This window comes from Chromobacterium sp. Ag138 (genome assembly GCF_055181315.1).
In genome coordinates this window covers 4,012,318-4,031,041 of sequence record NZ_JBUPWA010000001.1, presented here as the reverse complement: position 1 = coordinate 4,031,041, position 18,724 = coordinate 4,012,318, and the positions used below count along the sequence as shown (strand labels likewise).

General features: G+C 60.4%; 17 protein-coding genes. 5 read left to right on the top strand and 12 right to left on the bottom strand.

The window, feature by feature from the left end:
* Positions 1-7: 7 nt before the first annotated feature.
* The 11 genes from lpdA to ACY3GB_RS18885 all read right to left on the bottom strand — a co-directional run bounded on the left by lpdA (position 8) and on the right by ACY3GB_RS18885 (position 11,700).
* Positions 8-1,441, bottom strand: coding sequence for a dihydrolipoyl dehydrogenase (gene lpdA, locus ACY3GB_RS18935; RefSeq protein WP_463090091.1), 1,434 nt, complete (start codon positions 1,439-1,441; stop codon positions 8-10).
* A gap of 16 nt (positions 1,442-1,457) precedes the next feature.
* Entirely contained in the window at positions 1,458-1,658 is a 201-nt protein-coding gene (locus ACY3GB_RS18930) for a hypothetical protein (RefSeq protein WP_463090090.1), read from the bottom strand.
* Between the two features lie 41 nt (positions 1,659-1,699).
* Positions 1,700-2,935, bottom strand: a complete 1,236-nt coding sequence (odhB, locus tag ACY3GB_RS18925) for a 2-oxoglutarate dehydrogenase complex dihydrolipoyllysine-residue succinyltransferase (RefSeq protein WP_463090089.1) — start codon at positions 2,933-2,935, stop codon at positions 1,700-1,702.
* Between the two features lie 52 nt (positions 2,936-2,987).
* Positions 2,988-5,816 (bottom strand): 2-oxoglutarate dehydrogenase E1 component, encoded by a 2,829-nt coding sequence (locus ACY3GB_RS18920; protein WP_463090088.1) that lies wholly within the window; start codon positions 5,814-5,816, stop codon positions 2,988-2,990.
* Positions 5,817-5,946: 130 nt separating this feature from the next.
* On the bottom strand, positions 5,947-7,254 hold the full coding sequence (gene gltA / locus ACY3GB_RS18915; protein WP_463090087.1) for a citrate synthase: 1,308 nt from the start codon (positions 7,252-7,254) through the stop codon (positions 5,947-5,949).
* 34 nt (positions 7,255-7,288) lie between these two features.
* Positions 7,289-7,537 carry an FAD assembly factor SdhE gene (locus ACY3GB_RS18910; protein ID WP_021478550.1) on the bottom strand — a complete coding sequence of 83 codons (249 nt, stop codon included), beginning with the start codon at positions 7,535-7,537 and terminating at the stop codon, positions 7,289-7,291.
* On the bottom strand, positions 7,534-8,244 hold the full coding sequence (locus tag ACY3GB_RS18905) for a succinate dehydrogenase iron-sulfur subunit (RefSeq protein ID WP_021478551.1): 711 nt from the start codon (positions 8,242-8,244) through the stop codon (positions 7,534-7,536). The genes ACY3GB_RS18910 and ACY3GB_RS18905 overlap by 4 nt, the downstream gene beginning before the upstream one ends.
* A 13-nt stretch (positions 8,245-8,257) precedes the next feature.
* Entirely contained in the window at positions 8,258-10,033 is a 1,776-nt protein-coding gene (gene sdhA / locus ACY3GB_RS18900; RefSeq protein WP_463090086.1) for a succinate dehydrogenase flavoprotein subunit, read from the bottom strand.
* Positions 10,033-10,377: a succinate dehydrogenase, hydrophobic membrane anchor protein gene (gene sdhD, locus ACY3GB_RS18895; RefSeq protein ID WP_021478553.1), complete on the bottom strand. Its 345-nt coding sequence runs from the start codon at positions 10,375-10,377 to the stop codon at positions 10,033-10,035. Before sdhD ends, sdhA begins: the two co-directional genes overlap by 1 nt.
* Positions 10,371-10,748, bottom strand: a complete 378-nt coding sequence (gene sdhC / locus ACY3GB_RS18890) for a succinate dehydrogenase, cytochrome b556 subunit (protein WP_021478554.1) — start codon at positions 10,746-10,748, stop codon at positions 10,371-10,373. The genes sdhD and sdhC overlap by 7 nt, the downstream gene beginning before the upstream one ends.
* 217 nt (positions 10,749-10,965) lie before the next feature.
* Positions 10,966-11,700 (bottom strand): GntR family transcriptional regulator, encoded by a 735-nt coding sequence (locus ACY3GB_RS18885; RefSeq protein ID WP_021478555.1) that lies wholly within the window; start codon positions 11,698-11,700, stop codon positions 10,966-10,968.
* A gap of 198 nt (positions 11,701-11,898) precedes the next feature.
* Here ACY3GB_RS18885 and ACY3GB_RS18880 point away from each other — a divergent pair, with 198 nt between their 5' ends.
* The 5 genes from ACY3GB_RS18880 to ACY3GB_RS18860 all read left to right on the top strand — a co-directional run bounded on the left by ACY3GB_RS18880 (position 11,899) and on the right by ACY3GB_RS18860 (position 17,781).
* A complete protein-coding gene (locus ACY3GB_RS18880) occupies positions 11,899-12,879 on the top strand; it encodes a malate dehydrogenase (protein ID WP_463090085.1) in 981 nt (326 codons plus the stop codon).
* A 112-nt stretch (positions 12,880-12,991) separates the two neighbouring features.
* Positions 12,992-14,099, top strand: a protein-coding gene (gene prfB / locus ACY3GB_RS18875; protein WP_104946273.1) for a peptide chain release factor 2 whose coding sequence is annotated in 2 segments (ribosomal slippage) — positions 12,992-13,075 and positions 13,077-14,099 — 1,107 coding nt in all. Because the reading frame shifts where the segments join, the coding sequence is not laid out codon by codon here.
* 90 nt (positions 14,100-14,189) lie between these two features.
* Positions 14,190-15,698, top strand: coding sequence for a lysine--tRNA ligase (gene lysS / locus ACY3GB_RS18870; RefSeq protein ID WP_463090084.1), 1,509 nt, complete (start codon positions 14,190-14,192; stop codon positions 15,696-15,698).
* Between the two features lie 186 nt (positions 15,699-15,884).
* Positions 15,885-17,090 (top strand): AAA family ATPase, encoded by a 1,206-nt coding sequence (locus ACY3GB_RS18865; protein WP_463090083.1) that lies wholly within the window; start codon positions 15,885-15,887, stop codon positions 17,088-17,090.
* A gap of 1 nt (position 17,091) precedes the next feature.
* A complete protein-coding gene (locus ACY3GB_RS18860) occupies positions 17,092-17,781 on the top strand; it encodes a hypothetical protein (RefSeq protein ID WP_463090082.1) in 690 nt (229 codons plus the stop codon).
* 103 nt (positions 17,782-17,884) lie between these two features.
* Here ACY3GB_RS18860 and ACY3GB_RS18855 read toward each other — a convergent pair.
* Positions 17,885-18,724 (bottom strand): IS110 family RNA-guided transposase (locus ACY3GB_RS18855; protein WP_463090081.1); only part of this gene is annotated, 840 nt, incomplete at its 5' end.

The window sequence follows — 18,724 nt, the reverse complement described above, 5'->3', positions numbered from 1 at the left end:
GCTCAACTTAGCCGTGCAACGCGCGCTTGTCGGCGGCGAGAGCGGCTTCGTGGATCACTTCCGACAGCGACGGGTGGGCGTGGACGATGCGCGCCAGGTCTTCGCTGGCGGCCTTGAATTCCATCGACACCACGCCTTCGCTGACCAGTTCGGACACCATCGGGCCGATCATGTGCAGGCCCAGGATGCGGTCGGTCTTGGCGTCGGCCAGAATCTTCACCGTGCCTTGCGCTTGGCCCAGGCCCAGCGCGCGGCCGTTGGCGCCGAAGCCGGAGGTACCCTTCTTGTACTCGACGCCCTCGGCCTTCAGCTGCTCTTCGGTCTTGCCGACCCAGGCGATCTCCGGAGAAGTGTAGATCACCCACGGGATCACGCCGAAATCGACGTGCGGCTTCTGGCCGGCGATGCGCTCGGCCACCGCCACGCCCTCTTCCGACGCCTTGTGCGCCAGCATCGGGCCGCGCACCACGTCGCCGATCGCCCAGACATTGGGCAGGTTGGTGCGGCAATGGTCGTCCACGGCGACGAAGCCGCGCTCGTCCAGCTGCAGGCCGACGGCCTCGGCGCCCAGGCCCTGGGTGTTCGGCACGCGGCCGATGGAGACGATCAGCTTGTCGAACTCGGCCTTGACCGCCTCGCCGTTCAGCTCGTAGCTGACGGTGACGCTCTTCTTGCCGGCCTTCACTTCGCCGATCTTCACGCCCAGCTTGATGTCCAGGCCGGTATCCTTGGTCAGCGTCTTGAACGCTTCCTTGGCGATCTGCTGGTCGGCGGCCGCCAGGAAAGTCGGCATCGCCTCCAGGATGGTGACTTCAGAGCCCAGGCGCTTCCACACCGAGCCCATTTCCAGGCCGATCACGCCGGCGCCGATCACGCCCAGGCGCTTGGGCACGGCGGTCAGCGCCAGCGCGCCTTCGTTGTCCAGCACCAGCTGGTTGTCGGTGGCCAGGCCCGGCAGCGCGCGCGGGCTGGAGCCGGTGGCCACGATCACGTGGCCGGCTTCCAGGGTGTCCACCACCTTGCCGCCGTCGGTGACTTCGATCAGCCACTTGTCGCCCTGGCGGCCCTTGAAGGCGGCCAGGCCGTGGATGTTGGCGACCTTGTTCTTCTTGAACAGGAAGCCGATGCCGGCGGCGTTCTTATTGATGATGTCGGTCTTGCGGGACAGCATCTGGCCGACGTCCATCTTGGCGCCGGACACGCTGATGCCGTGCTTGGCGAAGTCATGCTGCACGGCGTGGAAGTTTTCCGACGACTGCAGCAGCGCCTTGGACGGAATGCAGCCGACGTTCAGGCAGGTGCCGCCCAGCGACGGCTTGCCTTCCGGATTCTTGAACGCGTCGACGCAGGCGGCGCTGAAGCCCAGCTGGGCCGCGCGGATGGCGGCCACGTAGCCGCCGGGACCACCGCCGATCACTACAACATCAAACTGTTGGCTCATGGATTTTCCCTTGGGGTCAGGCCTTGCCCACTTTGAACAGCAAGGCCCCGAAAGCGATCATGAACAGCGCGATGATGATCTTGCCGAACAACACGTAGCGGTCTTCGCGCATCCCCTGCTGGCGTTTCTTCCAGGTGAGGAACAACAAGGCCACCCCGGCCAATACCGAGGCGAACGCGTAAACCCAATCCGGCAGATTCATTTTGGCTCCGTTCATGCAGATTCAAACAGGCCGGCTTGCGCCGGCCCGGTGCTTCATTACAGGTCGAGCAGCAGACGCGCCGGATCCTCGATGGCGTCCTTGATCGCCACCAGGCTCAGCACCGCTTCGCGACCGTCGATGATGCGGTGGTCGTAGGATTGGGCAAGATACATCATCGGACGCACCACCACTTGACCGTTCTCAACCACGGCGCGCTCCTTGGTGGCGTGCATGCCCAGGATCGCCGATTGCGGCGGGTTGATGATGGGGGTGGACATCATCGAGCCGAAGGTGCCGCCGTTGGAAATGGTGTAGGTGCCGCCGGTCAGCTCTTCCACGGTCAGCTTGCCTTCCTGGGCGCGCTTGCCGAATTCGGCGATCTGCTTCTCGATGTCGGCCAGCGACAGCTGGTCGGCGTTGCGGATCACCGGCACCACCAGGCCGCGCGGGCTGCCCACGGCCACGCCGATGTCGAAGTAGCCGTGGTAGACGATGTCGTTGCCGTCCACGGACGCGTTGACGATCGGGTATTTCTTCAGCGCGGCGACCACGGCCTTGACGAAGAAGCCCATGAAGCCCAGCTTGATGCCGTGCTCTTTCTCGAACTTGTCCTTGTACTTGGCGCGCAGGTCCATCACCGGCTTCATGTTCACTTCATTGAAGGTGGTGAGGATGGCGTTGGTCTGCTGCGACATGATCAGACGCTCGGCCACGCGCTGGCGCAGACGGGACATCGGCACGCGCTGTTCGGCGCGGCCGGACAGGATGCCGGCCACGTTGACGGCGGCCGGAGTGGCGGACAGGGCGGCGCCGGAACCGATCACCGGGCCAGCCTGGGCCGGAGCGGCTTGCTTGGCGGCCTGCACGTCTTCCTTCAACACGCGGCCGTCGCGGCCGGAGCCGGCCACCTTGGACAGGTCCACGCCGGTTTCCGCGGCCAGCTTGGCGGCGGACGGCATCGCGGCGGCGGCGGCGGCCGGAGCGGCCTGCACCGGAGCGGCGGCGGCCGGAGCCGGGGCGGCTGCGGCGGCCGGGGCGGCGTCGCCAGCCTTGGCGGCGGTGTCGATCTTGGCGATCAGCTGGCCGGAGGTCACGGTGGCACCGTCCTGCTCGATGATTTCCACCACCACGCCGGCTTGCGGCGCCGGCAGTTCCAGCACCACCTTGTCGGTTTCCAGGTCGATCAGGTTTTCGTCGCGCTTGACGAACTCGCCAACCTTTTTGTGCCAGCTCATCAGCGTGGCTTCGGATACGGACTCGGGCAGTTGCGGGACTTTGACTTCAATCAGCATGTTCTTCTCCATGGCGGGGCGGCCGCGATGCCGCCCCTTCTTTCTCGTTGGCTCAGCGGGCGACCGACATCGCTTCTTCGACGAAGGCCTTCAGTTGGGCGACGTGCTTGCTCATATAACCGACCGCCGGCGAAGCCGACGACGGACGACCGGCGAACGACAGCTGTTGCTTGGCGCTCAGCAGGCCTTCCAGGCGGTGGCGGATCTGGTACCAGGCGCCCTGGTTGCGCGGCTCTTCCTGCACCCACATCACTTCCTTGGCCTGGGTGAAGCGCGCCAGCTCGGCGGCCACCTGCTCGGTCGGGAACGGGTACAGCTGCTCGATGCGCACGATGGCGATGTCGTCGTCCAGGCCGCGCTCCTTGCGGGCGGCGGCGAGGTCGTAGTACACCTGGCCGGCGCACAGCAGCACGCGCTTGACCTTCTTCGGATCCTTGACCACGGCGTCGCCGATCACCGGGCGGAAACCGCCGGTGGTCAGGTCTTCGATCGGGCTCATCGAATCCTTGAAGCGCAGCAGGCGCTTGGACAGGAAGATCACCAGCGGCTTGCGGTACGGGCGCAGCACCTGGCGGCGCAGCATGTGGAACATCTGCCCGGCCTCGGACGGCATCACCACCTGCATATTGTGCTCGGCGCACAGCTGCAGCCAGCGCTCCAGGCGCGCGGAGGAGTGCTCCGGGCCCTGGCCGTCGTAGCCGTGCGGCAGGATGGTGGTCAGGCCGCACAGACGGCCCCACTTGGTCTCGCCGGAAGAGATGAACTGGTCGATGGCCACCTGGGCGCCGTTGGCGAAGTCGCCGAACTGGGCTTCCCAGATCACCAGCTGGTCCGGAGCGGAACAGGCGTAGCCGTATTCATAGGCCAGCACCGCTTCCTCGTTCAGGATGGAGTCGATCACCAGGAAGTCGGCCTGGTTGTCGGACATATTGCGCAGCGGCACATAGCTGCCCTGGTCCCAGCTCTCGCGGTTCTGGTCGTGCAGCACGGCGTGGCGGTGGCTGAAGGTGCCGCGGCCGGAGTCTTCGCCGGAGATGCGCACGCCGAAGCCGTTGGTCACCAGCGAGGCATAGGCCAGCGTCTCGGCCATGCCCCAGTCGACGTTCTGCTCGCCGGCGGCCATCGCCTTGCGCGCGGCCAGCACTTTCTGCACGGTCGGGTGCAGCTTGAAGCCTTCCGGCAGCGTGGTGAACTTGTCGGTCAGGCGCTGGATGTCGGCCTGCGGCAGCGAGGTGTCGGTCGGATGCGCCCAATGGGTGCCCAGGTACTGGCTGAAGTCCAGCGCGTGTTCGCGGCGGTAGTTGGTCAGCGCGGTCTGCTCGACGTGCTCGCCCTTGTCCAGCGCGTCGCGGTAGGCCTGGATCTGCGCGTCGGCCTCTTCGGCCTTCAGCACGCCTTCCTGCACCAGGCGCTCGGCGTACATCGCGCGCACGCCCTGGTGCTTGGCGATCTTCTTGTACATCATCGGCTGGGTCAGGAACGGATCGTCGCCCTCGTTGTGGCCGAGCTTGCGGTAGCACACCAGGTCGATCACCACATCCTTCTTGAAGGTCATGCGGTAATCCAGCGCGGCCTGCATCACGTAGCAGACGGCTTCCGGATCGTCGCCGTTCACGTGCAGGATCGGCGCTTCGATCATCTTGGCCACGTCGGTGCAGTACATCGTCGAGCGGATGTCGCGGGTGTCCGAAGTGGTGAAGCCCACCTGGTTGTTGATGACGATGTGGATGGTGCCGCCGGTGCCGTAGCCGCGGGTCTGCGACAGGTTGAAGGTGCCCTGGTTGACGCCCAGGCCGCCGAAGGCCGAGTCGCCGTGGATCAGCACCGGCACCGCTGTCTTGCGTTCCGTGTCCTTGCGGCGCTCCTGGCGCGCGCGCACCGAGCCTTCCACCACCGGATTGACGATTTCCAGGTGCGACGGGTTGAACGCGAGCGACACGTGCATCGGACCGCTGGCGGTCGGGATGTCGGACGAGAAGCCCATGTGGTACTTCACGTCGCCGGAGGCCATCTGCTGGGCGGCCTTGCCTTCGAATTCGGCGAACAGGTCGCGCGGCTGCTTGCCCAGGGTGTTGACCAGCACGTTCAGGCGGCCGCGGTGGGCCATGCCGATGATCAGTTCCTGCACGCCCTGCTCGGTGGCGTTCTGGATCAGGTGGTCCAGCGCCGCGATGGCGGATTCGCCGCCTTCCAGCGAGAAGCGCTTCTGGCCGACGTACTTGGTGTGCAGGTAGCGTTCCAGCGTTTCGGCCGCGGTGATCTGCTTCAGGATGCGCTGCTTCTTGGCCGCGTCGTAGCGCGGGGTGGACAGATCGCCCTCGAAGCGCTTCTGCACCCAGTGTTTTTCATCGGACTGGGTGATGTGCATGAATTCGACGCCGATATTGCCGCAGTAGGTCTGCTTCAGGCGCGCGATGATGTCCGACAGCGGCAGCTTCTGCGGGCCGGCCAGCGAGCCGACGTTGAACTGCACCGCCATGTCGGCGTCGGTCAGGCCGTGGGTAGCCGGGTCCAGCTCGCGCACGATGGCCTGGTCCATGCGTCGCAGCGGGTCCAGATTGGCCTGGCGCGCGCCCAGCACGCGGTAGGCGGAGATCAGCTTCAGCACGCCTACCTGCTTCTGCATCGCCTCCCAGTCGGTGGCGGCGGCGCCGCGCTGGCCGATCACCGGCTTCTTGGCCAGCTGGATGAACGACTCCTGGATCGGCAGGTGCGGCACGTCGCGCTCGGCGGCGCCCGGCGCCTGCGCCAGCTTGTCGAAGTAGTCGCGCCACTCGTTCGGAACCGAGTTGGCGTCAACGAGGTACTGTTCGTACAGCTCCTCGATGAACGGGGCATTCCCACCGAACAGATAGGAATGGCTGTACATGGATTGCATCATGGTCTGGCTACCCTTTGTCTAAGACGTTGCAGCATTCATTCAAAGCGCTTGGGCAAGGCGTCCTTGCCCCAGCGCTCTGTAAAAAAGGGCTGGCTGAAGCCCCCGCTTCAACCAACCCTGGTGTTTCACATCAGCGCTTGGCGACTTCCACGAAGTCGCGGCGCGCGGCGCCGGTGTACAGCTGGCGCGGACGGCCGATCTTCATGCCCGGATCGCCGATCATCTCGTTCCAGTGCGCGATCCAGCCCACGGTGCGGGCCAGCGCGAAGATCGGGGTGAACATGGAGACCGGGATGCCGATCGCGGACAGCACGATGCCGGAGTAGAAGTCCACGTTCGGGTACAGCTTGCGCTCGATGAAGTACGGATCGGACAGCGCGATCTTTTCCAGCTCCATCGACAGCTTGAACTTCGGATCGTTGTGCAGGCCCAGCTCGTTCAGCACCTCGTCGCAGGTCTGCTTCATGATGGCGGCGCGCGGGTCCATGTTCTTGTACACGCGGTGGCCGAAGCCCATCAGCTTGTAGCGCTTGTCCTTCACGCCCTGCATGAAGTCGGCGACGTTGTCCACCGAGCCGATCTCGTCCAGCATCTTCAGCACGGCTTCGTTGGCGCCGCCGTGGGACGGGCCCCACAGGCAGGCGATGCCGGCGGCGATACACGCGAACGGGTTGGCGCCGGAAGAGCCGGCCAGACGCACGGTGGAGGTGGAGGCGTTCTGCTCGTGGTCGGCGTGCAGGGTGAAGATGCGGTCCAGCGCGCGCGCCAGCACCGGGTTCACCTTGTACTCTTCGCACGGGGTGGAGAACATCATGTGCAGGAAGTTTTCCGCGTAGGTCAGGCCGTTCTTCGGATAGGAGAACGGCAGGCCCTTGTTGTAGCGGTAGGCTTGCGCGGCGATGGTCGGCAGCTTGGCCACCAGGCGATGCGCGGAAATGCGGCGGTGCTCCGGATTGGAGATGTCCAGCGAGTCGTGGTAGAAGGCGGACAGCGCGCCCACCACGCCGACCATCACGGCCATCGGGTGCGCGTCGCGGCGGAAGCCCTTGAACAAGCTCATCAGCTGGTCATGCAGCATGTTGTGGCGCATGACGCCGCGTTCGAAATCCTTGCGCTGCGCCGCGGTCGGCAGTTCGCCGTTCAGCAGCAGGTAGCACACTTCCAGATAGTCGCTCTTCTCGGCCAGTTGCTCGATCGGGTAGCCGCGGTAGTACAGGTGGCCCAGATCGCCATCGATGAAGGTGATCTTGGATTCGCAGCTGGCGGTGGCCAGGAAACCCGGGTCGAAGGTGAACATGCCGGTTTTGCCAAAGGCGCGGATGTCGACGACATCCGGACCCAGCGAGCCCCCCAGGACCGGCAGGTCCAGGGTTTCCTTACCCTCGTTGTAGCTGAGCGTGACTTTGCGTTTAGTTTCCACAGCAATACTCCCAGTCATTATTTCGTTGTTGTAATGGTTTGGGGCCAGGCCATCACAGCGATCGCAGGATCGCCACGATGTCCATCAATTCCGGATCGTCGAGATCGGCCTTGCCGTTGACGACATCCAGAAAATCAGTATCCGGCAGATCCAGCAGCTGCCGGTACGCGTCGATCTGGGCGGGCGCCAGCTGGTCGAACGGGCCGGCGAAGAATTTCTCCAGCACCAGGTCCAGTTCCAGCAGGCCCCGCCGCGACCGCCAGCGGATCCGTTTCAGTTCGATCGGATCGTAAGCCGTCATACCGCACGCTTGACCATCAGGTCCTTGATCTTGCCGATCGCGCGGGTCGGATTCAGGCCCTTCGGACACACGTCGACGCAGTTCATGATGCTGTGGCAGCGGAACAGGCGGTACGGGTCTTCCAGATTGTCCAGACGCTCGTTGGTGGCCTCGTCGCGGGTGTCCGCGATGAAGCGGTAGGCGGCCAACAGGCCGGCCGGGCCGACGAACTTGTCCGGGTTCCACCAGAACGACGGGCAGGACGTGGAGCAGCACGCGCACAGGATGCACTCGTACAGGCCGTCCAGCTCCTTGCGGTCTTCCGGCGACTGGCGGCGCTCGCGCTCCGGCGGCGGCGTGTCGTTGATCACGTACGGCTTGATCGAGTGGTACTGCTTGAAGAACTGCGCCATGTCCACGATCAGGTCGCGCACCACCGGCAGGCCCGGCAGCGGACGCAGCTCGATCGGCTGCTTCAGCGTGCGGAAGTCGGTCAGGCAGGCCAGGCCGTTCTTGCCGTTGATGTTCATCGCGTCCGAGCCGCATACGCCTTCGCGACAGGAGCGGCGGAAGGACAACGTGTCGTCCTTGGTCTTCAGCTTGACCAGCGCGTCCAGCAGCTTGTGCTCGGTGGCGTCCATGTCCACGCTGATGTCCTGCATGTACGGCTTGGCATCCTTGTCCGGATCGTAGCGGTAGATGCGGAATTTGACGTTTTCGGTAGTCATTTCTGTTCAACCCTTAGTAGGAGCGGGCCTTCAACTTGATCGTGTCCACGGTCAGCGGCTTCATGTTCACCGGCTTGTACTGCAGGCGGTTGCCGTCGCGGAACCACAGCGTATGCTTCAGCCAGTTGACGTCGTCGCGGCCGTTCGGCGTTTCCGGCGTGTCCGGCGCGTCGTCGCGCACGTGAGCGCCGCGGCTTTCGGTGCGGGCGTTGGCCGAAACCATGGTGGCCTTGGCCACCTCGATCAGGTTCTCCAGCTCCAGCGCTTCGATGCGGGCGGTGTTGAACACCTTGGACTTGTCGCCGATCTCGGTCTTGGCCACCATGTCGGCCACTTCCAGGATCTTCTCCACGCCCTCGGCCAGCATGTCCTTGAAACGGAACACGCCGCAGTGCGTCTGCATCACGCGCTGCATCTCGGCGCGGGCGTCATGCACCTGCACGCCGCCTGTCTGGTTGTCCAGGCGGGCGACGCGGGCGACCGAGCGCTCGACATCGGCCATCGCCAGCTGCGGCAGGTCTTCCGGCTGCTGCTTGATGAACTCGATGATCGAGTTGGCCGAGCTCTTGCCGAAGACCAACAGGTCCAGCAGCGAGTTGGTGCCCAGGCGGTTGGCGCCGTGCACCGACGCGCACGCCACTTCGCCGGCGGCGTAGAAGCCGTGCACCGGCTGGCCGTCGATCACCACTTCGCCGTGGTAATTGGTGGGGATGCCGCCCATCTGGTAATGGCAGGTCGGCACCACCGGGATCGGGGCCTTGATCGGGTCCACGCCGGCGAACTTGATCGAGATCTCGCGGATGCCCGGCAGCTTGGACATGATCACCTCGGGGTCGAGGTGGGTGATGTCCAGCAGCACGTGATCCTTGTTCGGGCCGCAGCCGCGGCCTTCGTTGATCTCGGACACCATCGCGCGCGACACCACGTCGCGGGAGGCCAGGTCCTTGGCGTTCGGCGCGTAGCGTTCCATGAAGCGCTCGCCGGAGCTGTTGCGCAGGATGCCGCCTTCGCCGCGGACGCCTTCGGTGATCAGCACGCCCGCGCCGGCCACGCCGGTCGGGTGGAACTGCCAGAACTCCATGTCTTCCAGCGGGATGCCGGCGCGGGCGGCCATGCCCAGGCCGTCGCCGGTATTGATGAAGGCGTTGGTGGACGAGGCGAAGATGCGGCCGGCGCCGCCGGTGGCGAACAGGGTGGCCTTGGCCTGGAACACCACGATCTCGGAGGTTTCCATTTCCATGGCGACAACGCCCTGCACGCGGCCTTCGGCGTCGCGGATCAGATCCAGCGCCATCCACTCGACGAAGAAGTGGGTGTTGGCGCGCACGTTGCGCTGGTACAGCGCGTGCAGCATCGCGTGGCCGGTGCGGTCGGCGGCGGCGCAGGCGCGGCGGACCGGCTTGCCTTCGCCGAAGTCGGACATGTGGCCGCCGAACGGACGCTGGTAGATGGTGCCGTCCGGGTTGCGGTCGAACGGCATGCCGAAGTGTTCCAGCTCGACCACCACCTTCGGCGCCTCGCGGCACATGAATTCGATGGCGTCCTGGTCGCCCAGCCAGTCCGAACCCTTGACGGTATCGTACATGTGCCAGTGCCAGTTGTCCGGCTCGGAATTGCCGAGCGAAGCGGACACGCCGCCTTGGGCGGCCACGGTATGGGAACGGGTCGGGAACACCTTGGACAGCACGGCGGTCTTCAGACCAGCTTCCGACAGTTGCAGCGCGGCGCGCATGCCGGCGCCGCCGGCGCCCACGACTACCGCATCAAAATGACGAACAGCTACGCCCATTACAGCCCCCAGACCACTTTAACGGAATAGATGAAACAGGAAACCAGCCAGACGATGGTGAACACGTGCAGCGCCAGGCGGATGCCCACCGGCTTCACGTAGTCCATCCACACGTCGCGGATGCCCACCCATACGTGCAGGAACAGCGCCAACAAGGTCACCTGGGTGAACAGCTGGACCCAGGCGTGGCTGAACAGAGACTTCCAGCCTTCGTAGCCGGACGGCAGCGCCAGCAGGAACAGCGCCAGGGCCACGGTGTAGAGCACCATCACCACGGCGGTGACGCGCTGCATGATCCAATCGCGCAGGCCATAGCCGGCGCCGACGACGTGACGGTTTACCATAGAGCGATACCTCCCAGGACCACGGTCAGCACCAGGCTGACGACCAGCACGGTTTTGGCGGTGGCGCGGGCGGTCTCGAGTTCGAGACCTTTGTGAATGTCGAGAAACAGAAAACGGATGCCGGCACAGAAGTGATGCAGGTAGGCCCAGATCAGGCCCAGCAATACCAGCTTCATCAGCGGGTGGGACACTACCGCCTTGTAGGTGTCGAACGATTCGGCGGAGCTGAGCGAACCGTGCAGCAGATAGATCAACAGCGGGAGGGAAAAGAACAACGCCACACCACTGACCCGGTGCAGGATGGAGACGAAACCCGGAACGGGCAGTCTGATCCTGGCCAAGTCCAGATGCTTCGGTCTTTGCTTCTGCATAAGGCTTTCCTTGGATGTTTTGTGACCAAGTGGTTTACATGACGCCCGCCCACCGCGAGCGAAGCGCCTGGCGGACCCGTCCTTTTTCCTGGGAGCGGTATCCGCCTTTACCTGGCATATTGCGTAATTCATTTGCGATATGCGCGGGGGATTCTAACAAATGTTGGTCTATCCCGCTGGCCGCTGGCCTCTTAATCTGCGTCAAGGACAGCGGCGTTCAGCCGTGTTTCACTGTATAAGCCAGCTGGTGCGTCAGGCAGTAGCGCTGCCGCCACTCTAGCGGGCGGCCGTCCATGTCCGCCGACAGCCGCAGCAGGCACAGAGCCGGCACATCGGCCACCATGCCGGTCACGCCCAGCAGCCCCGCCTCCTCGCGCGGCAGCATCTCGGCGCGGAACTGCTCGCACACCACCTTCACCCGCACGCCGAAGCGCTGCTGCAGCGTGGCGTACACCCCGGCCGAGTTGCGCAGCCAGCGCGCGTCCATGCCGTCGAACGTCTCCGCCGGCAGCAGCGCGTCGTCCAGCGCCACCGGCGCGCCATGCCAGCGCCACAGCTGGCGAATTCTCAATAAAGGCGCTAGGCGCCGCAATTGCAAAGCCTCGGCGATGTCCTCGCTGGCGTTCAGCCGGGACATGCCGAGAAATTCCCTGACCAGTTCGTCCGGCCGCTCGAAAAACAGGCCCGGCGTCAGCAGCGAGGCCTCGCCCCAATCGCCCGGCACCGGCGCCGCATAAGTGCCCCTGCCCTGCTGGCGGTACAGCAAGCCCGCGTCCACCAGCTCCGACAGCGCCTTCCTTACCGTGCCCTGGCTCGCGCCCAGCTCGTCGGCCAGCTCCCATTCGCTGGGCAGCGCGTCGTGCGCCTGCCATTCGCCGCCGCTCATGCGCTGCATCAGCAGCTGTTTGACCTGGGCATAAAGCGGCTGTCTTTTCAGCGTATTGGCTGTCATGGTCTGTGTTTTAACACCAAACAATTCCAGCGTAAAGATAAGTCTTATATAAGACATAAGACTCAAACGATTGTTTAACAACATATTCTTGACAGATAACCCAAATCGATAAACAGCCGTGATACACTCCAGGCCACATCTATACTGCAGAGCACCATCTGCAGCTCATTATCGGATACATCAAAGGAGAGTCCGCCAATGAAAGCCCCCGTTCGCGTTGCCGTTACCGGCGCTGCCGGCCAGATCGGCTACAGCCTGCTGTTCCGCATTGCCAGTGGTGAAATGCTGGGCAAGGATCAACCGGTCATTCTTCACCTGCTGGACCTGCCGCAGGCTCAAACCGCGCTGAAGGGCGTGATGATGGAGCTGGAAGACTGCGCCTTCCCGCTGCTGGCCGGCATGGTAGCCACCGACGACCCGAACGTGGCCTTCAAGGATGTGAAGGTCGCCCTGCTGGTCGGCGCCCGCCCGCGCAGCAAGGGCATGGAGCGCAAGGACCTGCTGGAAGCCAACGGCGCCATCTTCACCGTTCAGGGCAAGGCGCTGAACGACCACGCCGCCCGCGACGTCAAGGTGCTGGTGGTGGGCAACCCGGCCAACACCAACGCCTGGATCGCGATGAAGTCGGCTCCGGATCTGGATCCGAAAAACTTCACTGCCATGTTGCGTCTTGACCACAACCGCGCGCTGTCGCAAATCGCCGCCAAGACCGGCAAGCCGGTGGCCGCGATCGAGAAGCTGGCCGTGTGGGGCAACCACTCGCCGACCATGTACGCCGACTACCGCTTCGCCACCATCGACGGCCAATCGGTCAAGACCCTGATCAACGACGACGTATGGAACCGCGACGTGTTCCTGCCCACCGTGGGCAAGCGCGGCGCCGCCATCATCGAAGCGCGCGGCCTGTCCTCCGCCGCCTCCGCCGCCAACGCCGCCATCGACCACATCCGCGACTGGGTGCTGGGCAGCAACGGCAAGTGGGTGACCATGGGCATTCCGTCCGACGGCTCCTACGGCATCCCGGAAGGCGTGATGTACGGCGTACCGGTTGTATGCGAAAATGGCGAATACAAACGTGTAGAAGGCCTGGAGATCGACGCGTTCAGCCGCGAGCGGATGGACCTGACCCTGGCCGAGCTGGAAGAAGAGCGCGCAGCCATCGCTCACCTGTTTGGCTGATTTTCCGGCCTGACCGAAGAGAAGCGCACCGAACGGTGCGCTTTTTGTCTTTGGTCAAACCGCGAAAATACATTTGAATTTACTAATACAGACTGCCATTTGGAGCGAAAGCATGATCGAAGTTGAAGTTTTGAACCAAATCGCGGCCAAAATCGAAGACCTGGCCGCCCGCGCCGCCGATATTCGGGGGTATCTTTGACTACGACGGTAAAAAAGACCGTCTGGAAGAAGTCAGCCGCCTGACCGAAGACCCGGATATCTGGAACGACCCCAAAAAGGCGCAGGATCTGGGCCGCGAGCGCAAACAGCTGGAAGACGTGGTGCTGGTGCTGGACAGCATCAACGCCACCATCGGCGACAGCCGCGAACTGTTCGACATGGGCAAGAGCGAGGAAGACGACGACACCATCCTCGCGGTGCAGGCCGATCTGGAAGAAGTGGAAGAAAAAGTGGCGAAGATGGAATTCCGCCGCATGTTCCACGACCCGATGGACCCGACCAACTGCTTCATCGACATCCAGGCCGGCGCCGGCGGCACCGAAGCCCAGGACTGGGCCGGCATGCTGCTGCGCATGTACACCCGCTACGCCGAACGCAAGGGCTTCAAGGTGGACGTGCTGGAACTGTCCGAAGGCGAAGTGGCCGGCGTCACCAGCGCCACGCTGAAGATCGAGGGCGAATACGCCTACGGCCTGCTGCGCACCGAAGTGGGCGTGCACCGCCTGGTGCGCGTGTCGCCGTTCGACTCCAACGCCCGCCGCCACACCTCATTCTCGTCCGTCTTCGTCTACCCAGAAGTGGACGACAGCTTCGAGATCGACATCAACCCGGCGGACGTGCGCACCGACACCTACCGCGCCTCCGGCGCCGGCGGCCAGCACATCAACAAGACCGACTCCGCCGTGCGTCTGACCCACATCCCGACCAATATCGTGGTGCAGTGCCAGAACGACCGTTCCCAGCACCGCAACCGCGACGAGGCCTGGCAGATGCTGCGCGCCAAGCTGTACGAGCTGGAGCTGAAGAAGCGCAATGAGGCCAAGCAGGCGCTGGAAGACACCAAGACCGACGTGGGCTGGGGCCACCAGATCCGCTCCTACGTGTTCGACCAGTCCCGCATCAAGGATTTGCGCACCAGCTACGAAGTGGGCAACATCAAGGGCGTCATGGACGGCGACCTGGACGGCTTCATCGAAGCCAGCCTCAAGCACGGCGTCTAAGCCATATCGGGCCGGCCCCTCCGCGGGGCCGGCCTTCGCGTTGTACTTTTAGTTAATTGCCGAAGGAACCCTACCCGGCACGGAGTCATCATGTCTGATCACGAACAAGCACAGGCGCAAAGCCAAGACGAAAACCAGATCATGGCGGAACGCCGCCTGAAACTGAAAGCGATCCGCGAAAAAGGCATCGCCTACCCCAACGACTTCAAACGCAGCCACTTCGCCAAACCGCTGCAGGACGACCACGCCGCCAAAGAAGCGGAAGCGCTGGAAGCCGAGAAAATCGAAGTCGCCGTCGCCGGCCGCATGATGCTTAAACGTGTGATGGGCAAAGCCAGCTTCGCCACCCTGCAGGACAGCAGCGGCCGCATCCAGGCCTTCATCTCCCGCGACAACGTGGGCGAAGACGTCTACGCCGACTTCAAGCGCTGGGACCTGGGCGACATCATCGCCGTCAAGGGCCTGCTGTTCAAGACCAAGACCGGCGAACTGACGGTGCAGGCGACCGAAGTGCGCATGCTGTCCAAGAACATCCGTCCGCTGCCGGAAAAATTCCACGGCATCGCCGACCAGGAAACCAAATACCGCCAGCGCTACGCCGACCTCATCATGAGCGAGGAAAGCCGCGACACCTTCATCAAGCGCTCCAAGATCGTGCAGAAAGTGCGCGACGTGATGGTGGGCGAAGGCTACCTGGAAGTGGAAACCCCGATGATGCACCCGATCCCGGGCGGCGCGTCGGCCAAGCCCTTCGTCACCCACCACAACGCCCTGGACATGCCGCTCTACCTGCGCATCGCCCCGGAGCTGTACCTGAAGCGCCTGGTGGTGGGCGGCCTGGAACGCGTGTTCGAGATCAACCGCAACTTCCGCAACGAGGGGATGAGCACGCGCCACAACCCCGAGTTCACCATGATCGAGTTCTACGAAGCCTACAGCGACTACCAGCGCATGATGGAGATGACCGAAACCATCATCCGCGAATGCGCGCTGGTTTCCTGCGGCTCCACCACCGTGACCTACCAAGGCAAGGAAGTGGACCTGGGCAAGCCGTTCGACCGCTTCACCATCGTGGAAGCGATCAAGCACTACAACCCGCAATACACCGACGCGCAGCTGTCCGACGCCGCCTGGGTGGCCAGCGAGATCAAGCGCCTGGGCGGCAAGCTGCCCCCGGCCCCGGGCCTGGGCAGCCTGCAGCTGGCGCTGTTCGAAGAGTGCGCCGAGTCGCTGCTGTGGAACCCGACCTTCATCATCGACTACCCGGTGGAAGTCTCCCCGCTGGCGCGCGGCTCCGACACCCAGCCGGGCCTGACCGAGCGTTTCGAGCTGTTCATCGTGGGCCGCGAGCACGCCAACGGCTACTCGGAGTTGAACGATCCGGAAGACCAGGCCGCGCGCTTCCAGGCGCAGGTGGCCCAGAAGGATGCGGGCGACGACGAGGCAATGCACTACGACGCCGACTACATCCGCGCGATGGAATACGGCCTGCCGCCGACCGGCGGTTGCGGCATCGGCATCGACCGTTTGGTGATGTTGCTGACGGATGCGCCTTCCATTCGCGATGTGATCTTGTTCCCGCATATGAGGCCGGAGTAAGATTTGGTGCAGACATTGGGCTGATGAGAAAGCCGCTCACTGCAAGGTGGCGGCTTTTATCATTTCCAAGAATCAAAAATGCACCTTTCATAAAATTTATATTAATTTACCTGTTCATTTCTCCAAAATTTTCAGAAATTCAGATAGAGTACTGAAAATCTCAACCCATAGAATTTTGAGGTAGAAATGTCAATTATAAAAAAAGTAAAAATATCTGGCTTTAAATCAATATCTAACCAAGAGCTAGATTTTGGTCAAGTTAATGTAATAATAGGAAGTAATGGGGCTGGGAAAAGCAATATACTAGAAGCTATAAATATGCTTGCATGTTGCTTTGATGGCGGAGTGGACTACGGGAAAATAAATAAAAAAGGAGGAAGACTGAGTGCCCCTCATATATTTAGAAGTTCTTTCAAAAATCAGAAAAGAAAAAACACCTTTGATCTTTCTATCGAATTTTCAAATAATATAACCTACAAAACAACAGTAAATTCTCAAAGCAATTTATACTTCAAAACTGAGTCCGTTAAATTAGACGGAAAGTCATTAGGCGGACGAAGTCCAAATGGAACAAAAATCTTAAACAGATCACTAGAAAATCAGATATCAACAGAGAAGAGTATTCTTGAAATACTATCAACCTACAACATTTCAGAATTAAAATTAGCTCAAGATTCATTTAGAAATTTTGGAATATATGCTCCGTCCACTCCAATATTAAGAGGTGTCGCCAGTGACGAAAGCAAGCTATCTCCCGTCGGAATATACGGTGGGCGACTAGCAGAAGCACTAAAAGAAGTATTTAACCAAAAAGCTGCTGACAAAAAAGACTTTATGAGATTTTTTACTCTTTTTGATTGGGTAAAAAGCTTTGGGATTGTAAGACCTAGTGAAAACCTTGATCTAATTTCTGAGCATATTAACTTAGGCAGATCTGTTGTGAAATATACTGACAAGTATATGAATACAAAATTTAACGATCTTTATGCATATGATGTGAGTGAGGGCAACCTATATGTCATGTTTATTTTAACACTACTATGGCATACTGACTCACCAAAAATATTTGCTATCGACAATATCGACAGTACACTGAACCCAGGTCTTGTTAAGAATTTAATGCACGAAGTGATAAAAATTGTCACCAACTCGCCCGAAAAGCAAATATTTCTAACAACTCACAATCCAAGTACAATTGATGCGCTTGATTTATTTGATGAGCGAGTAAGGCTATATGTAGCATCCCGTGACCATAACGGGCATAGTGTTTATAATAGAATCGCTCCGCCAAGTGGGATGACAAAGGACAAGTGGGAAAGTGAAAACTACGGGTTAAAGTTATCTGAGATCTGGCTATCTGGTGTAATTGGCGGAATAACATCAAATATATAACATGAAAAAAATACTGCTTGTTGTTGAAGGGAAAACAGACTATCCAATAATTAAAAGCACAATAGAACACTTCTTTAAAGATATTGGAGGCGTAGAAATTATCGAATTATCCCCACAAAGAGATGCAACTTCAGGCAACTACGAAACAAGCGGATGGGGGGATGTAAAAAATTGGTGCAAAAAATTCTCTTTGAAGAACATGCCTGACACTACCAATCCATTAGCAATGGCCGCGTATAGACAAAACTGGAAAAGCCTCGTAAGCTTTACTCAAGCCGATTTATTAATAATTCATCTTGACACGGACATCGCATCAAAAATAAAAGACACCCCATATAAAATTGCAGACTGCCTTGACAAAAAAGATTTCTGCAAAAAAACCATCTTTTATTGGACAAACACCCCCCAGACAGAAGAAAAACTTTATCCTGTTGCCGCAGCTGACTCTATTGAAACATGGGTACTCGCAACTGAGGAAAGTGAATCGGCCGCATTTCTCGGATTGGGTCATGACTTTGACATTGAGAAATTAACAGATGTGCGAGAAAGAATGAAGGCAGCTGGAATATCAACTAATAAAGTCATGAAAACATACGACAAACATGGAGATCGAATAAAAGAGAAAATTGAGCTGGTATTACAAAGATGCAAAGAAGTAAATGAATTACAAAAAAAACTTCACTCCATTTAATTTTTTACTAAAAAACATGTAGCATGTTTGCCTTTAAATTTTAATTTTTTTTGTCCACTATGCGAGCACTTTGGACTCAGGACCGTAGATACCGTCTTTCACGTCAAGCGGCTCTTGCGTAGTCGGCCCGGTAAGGTTGGCGTGTTTTCAGCACGCCAAAGCACAGATGGACAAGCTTGCGCATAGCTGCTCCCAGGGCGGACATTTTCGTCTTGCCCCGCGCTAATAATCGGTGATACAGCGCCTTAACATGTGGGTTGTATCGTATGGCGACCACTGCTGCCATATACAGCACGGCTCGAAGGCGCGCTGGCCCAGCTTTGGATAGGTGAGCTCGGCCCAAGAGCGAACTACCTGATTGACGTTCCACTGGCACCAAACCGAGATATGCGGCCAATTGCTCGGCGCTGACGAAATGATGGGTATGCATGATGGCCAGAAGATTGCTGCCCGACTGCGGGCCAATGGCCGGAATGCTGCTCAACAGGGCCAGGTCCGCTTTCAATTCCGGGTGACGGTCAATATGGTCGTCGATATCCTGCTGCAACTTGGCCAGTTGTGTTCCGATAAACGCAATCGACTCGATCAGCGACTGCTGAATCAGCTCTGGTGTATCGGTGGCTTCGGCTTTTTCTTGCCGATTCAGCTCACGGCGAAGATCCTGCTGCAGCGCCTCGCGCCGAGCCAGCAACGCCTGTAGCGCACGGGCTTGCCGGCTGGGAGGAATCCAGGCCATAGGTTGGAGCAAGGCTCCATAACGCGCCAGGACCAAGCTATCTACGCCATCGGTCTTGGTTCGAATCGCCAAGCCTTTAGCGAAGTCGCGGATTTGCGCCGGGTTGATGATGGAAACGATCACACCGGCATCGCACAAGGCGATGGCTGCTTGTTCGTGATACACGCCGGTGCCTTCCATCACAGCATGAACCTGCCGGGGCTCCAG

Bases quoted from the DNA above. Each gene is read 5' to 3' on its own strand.
- ACY3GB_RS18920 (WP_463090088.1), bottom strand. From the start codon at position 5,816: ATGATGCAATCCATGTACAGCCATTCCTATCTGTTCGGTGGGAATGCC.
- ACY3GB_RS18885 (WP_021478555.1), bottom strand. From the start codon at position 11,700: ATGACAGCCAATACGCTGAAAAGACAGCCGCTTTATGCCCAGGTCAAA.
- ACY3GB_RS18860 (WP_463090082.1), top strand. From the start codon at position 17,092: ATGAAAAAAATACTGCTTGTTGTTGAAGGGAAAACAGACTATCCAATA.
- ACY3GB_RS18905 (WP_021478551.1), bottom strand. From the start codon at position 8,244: ATGACTACCGAAAACGTCAAATTCCGCATCTACCGCTACGATCCGGAC.
- lysS (WP_463090084.1), top strand. From the start codon at position 14,190: ATGTCTGATCACGAACAAGCACAGGCGCAAAGCCAAGACGAAAACCAG.
- lpdA (WP_463090091.1), bottom strand. From the start codon at position 1,441: ATGAGCCAACAGTTTGATGTTGTAGTGATCGGCGGTGGTCCCGGCGGC.
- gltA (WP_463090087.1), bottom strand. From the start codon at position 7,254: ATGACTGGGAGTATTGCTGTGGAAACTAAACGCAAAGTCACGCTCAGC.
- sdhC (WP_021478554.1), bottom strand. From the start codon at position 10,748: ATGCAGAAGCAAAGACCGAAGCATCTGGACTTGGCCAGGATCAGACTG.
- ACY3GB_RS18865 (WP_463090083.1), top strand. From the start codon at position 15,885: ATGTCAATTATAAAAAAAGTAAAAATATCTGGCTTTAAATCAATATCT.
- odhB (WP_463090089.1), bottom strand. From the start codon at position 2,935: ATGCTGATTGAAGTCAAAGTCCCGCAACTGCCCGAGTCCGTATCCGAA.
- ACY3GB_RS18910 (WP_021478550.1), bottom strand. From the start codon at position 7,537: ATGACGGCTTACGATCCGATCGAACTGAAACGGATCCGCTGGCGGTCG.
- ACY3GB_RS18930 (WP_463090090.1), bottom strand. From the start codon at position 1,658: ATGAACGGAGCCAAAATGAATCTGCCGGATTGGGTTTACGCGTTCGCC.
- sdhD (WP_021478553.1), bottom strand. From the start codon at position 10,377: ATGGTAAACCGTCACGTCGTCGGCGCCGGCTATGGCCTGCGCGATTGG.
- sdhA (WP_463090086.1), bottom strand. From the start codon at position 10,033: ATGGGCGTAGCTGTTCGTCATTTTGATGCGGTAGTCGTGGGCGCCGGC.
- ACY3GB_RS18880 (WP_463090085.1), top strand. From the start codon at position 11,899: ATGAAAGCCCCCGTTCGCGTTGCCGTTACCGGCGCTGCCGGCCAGATC.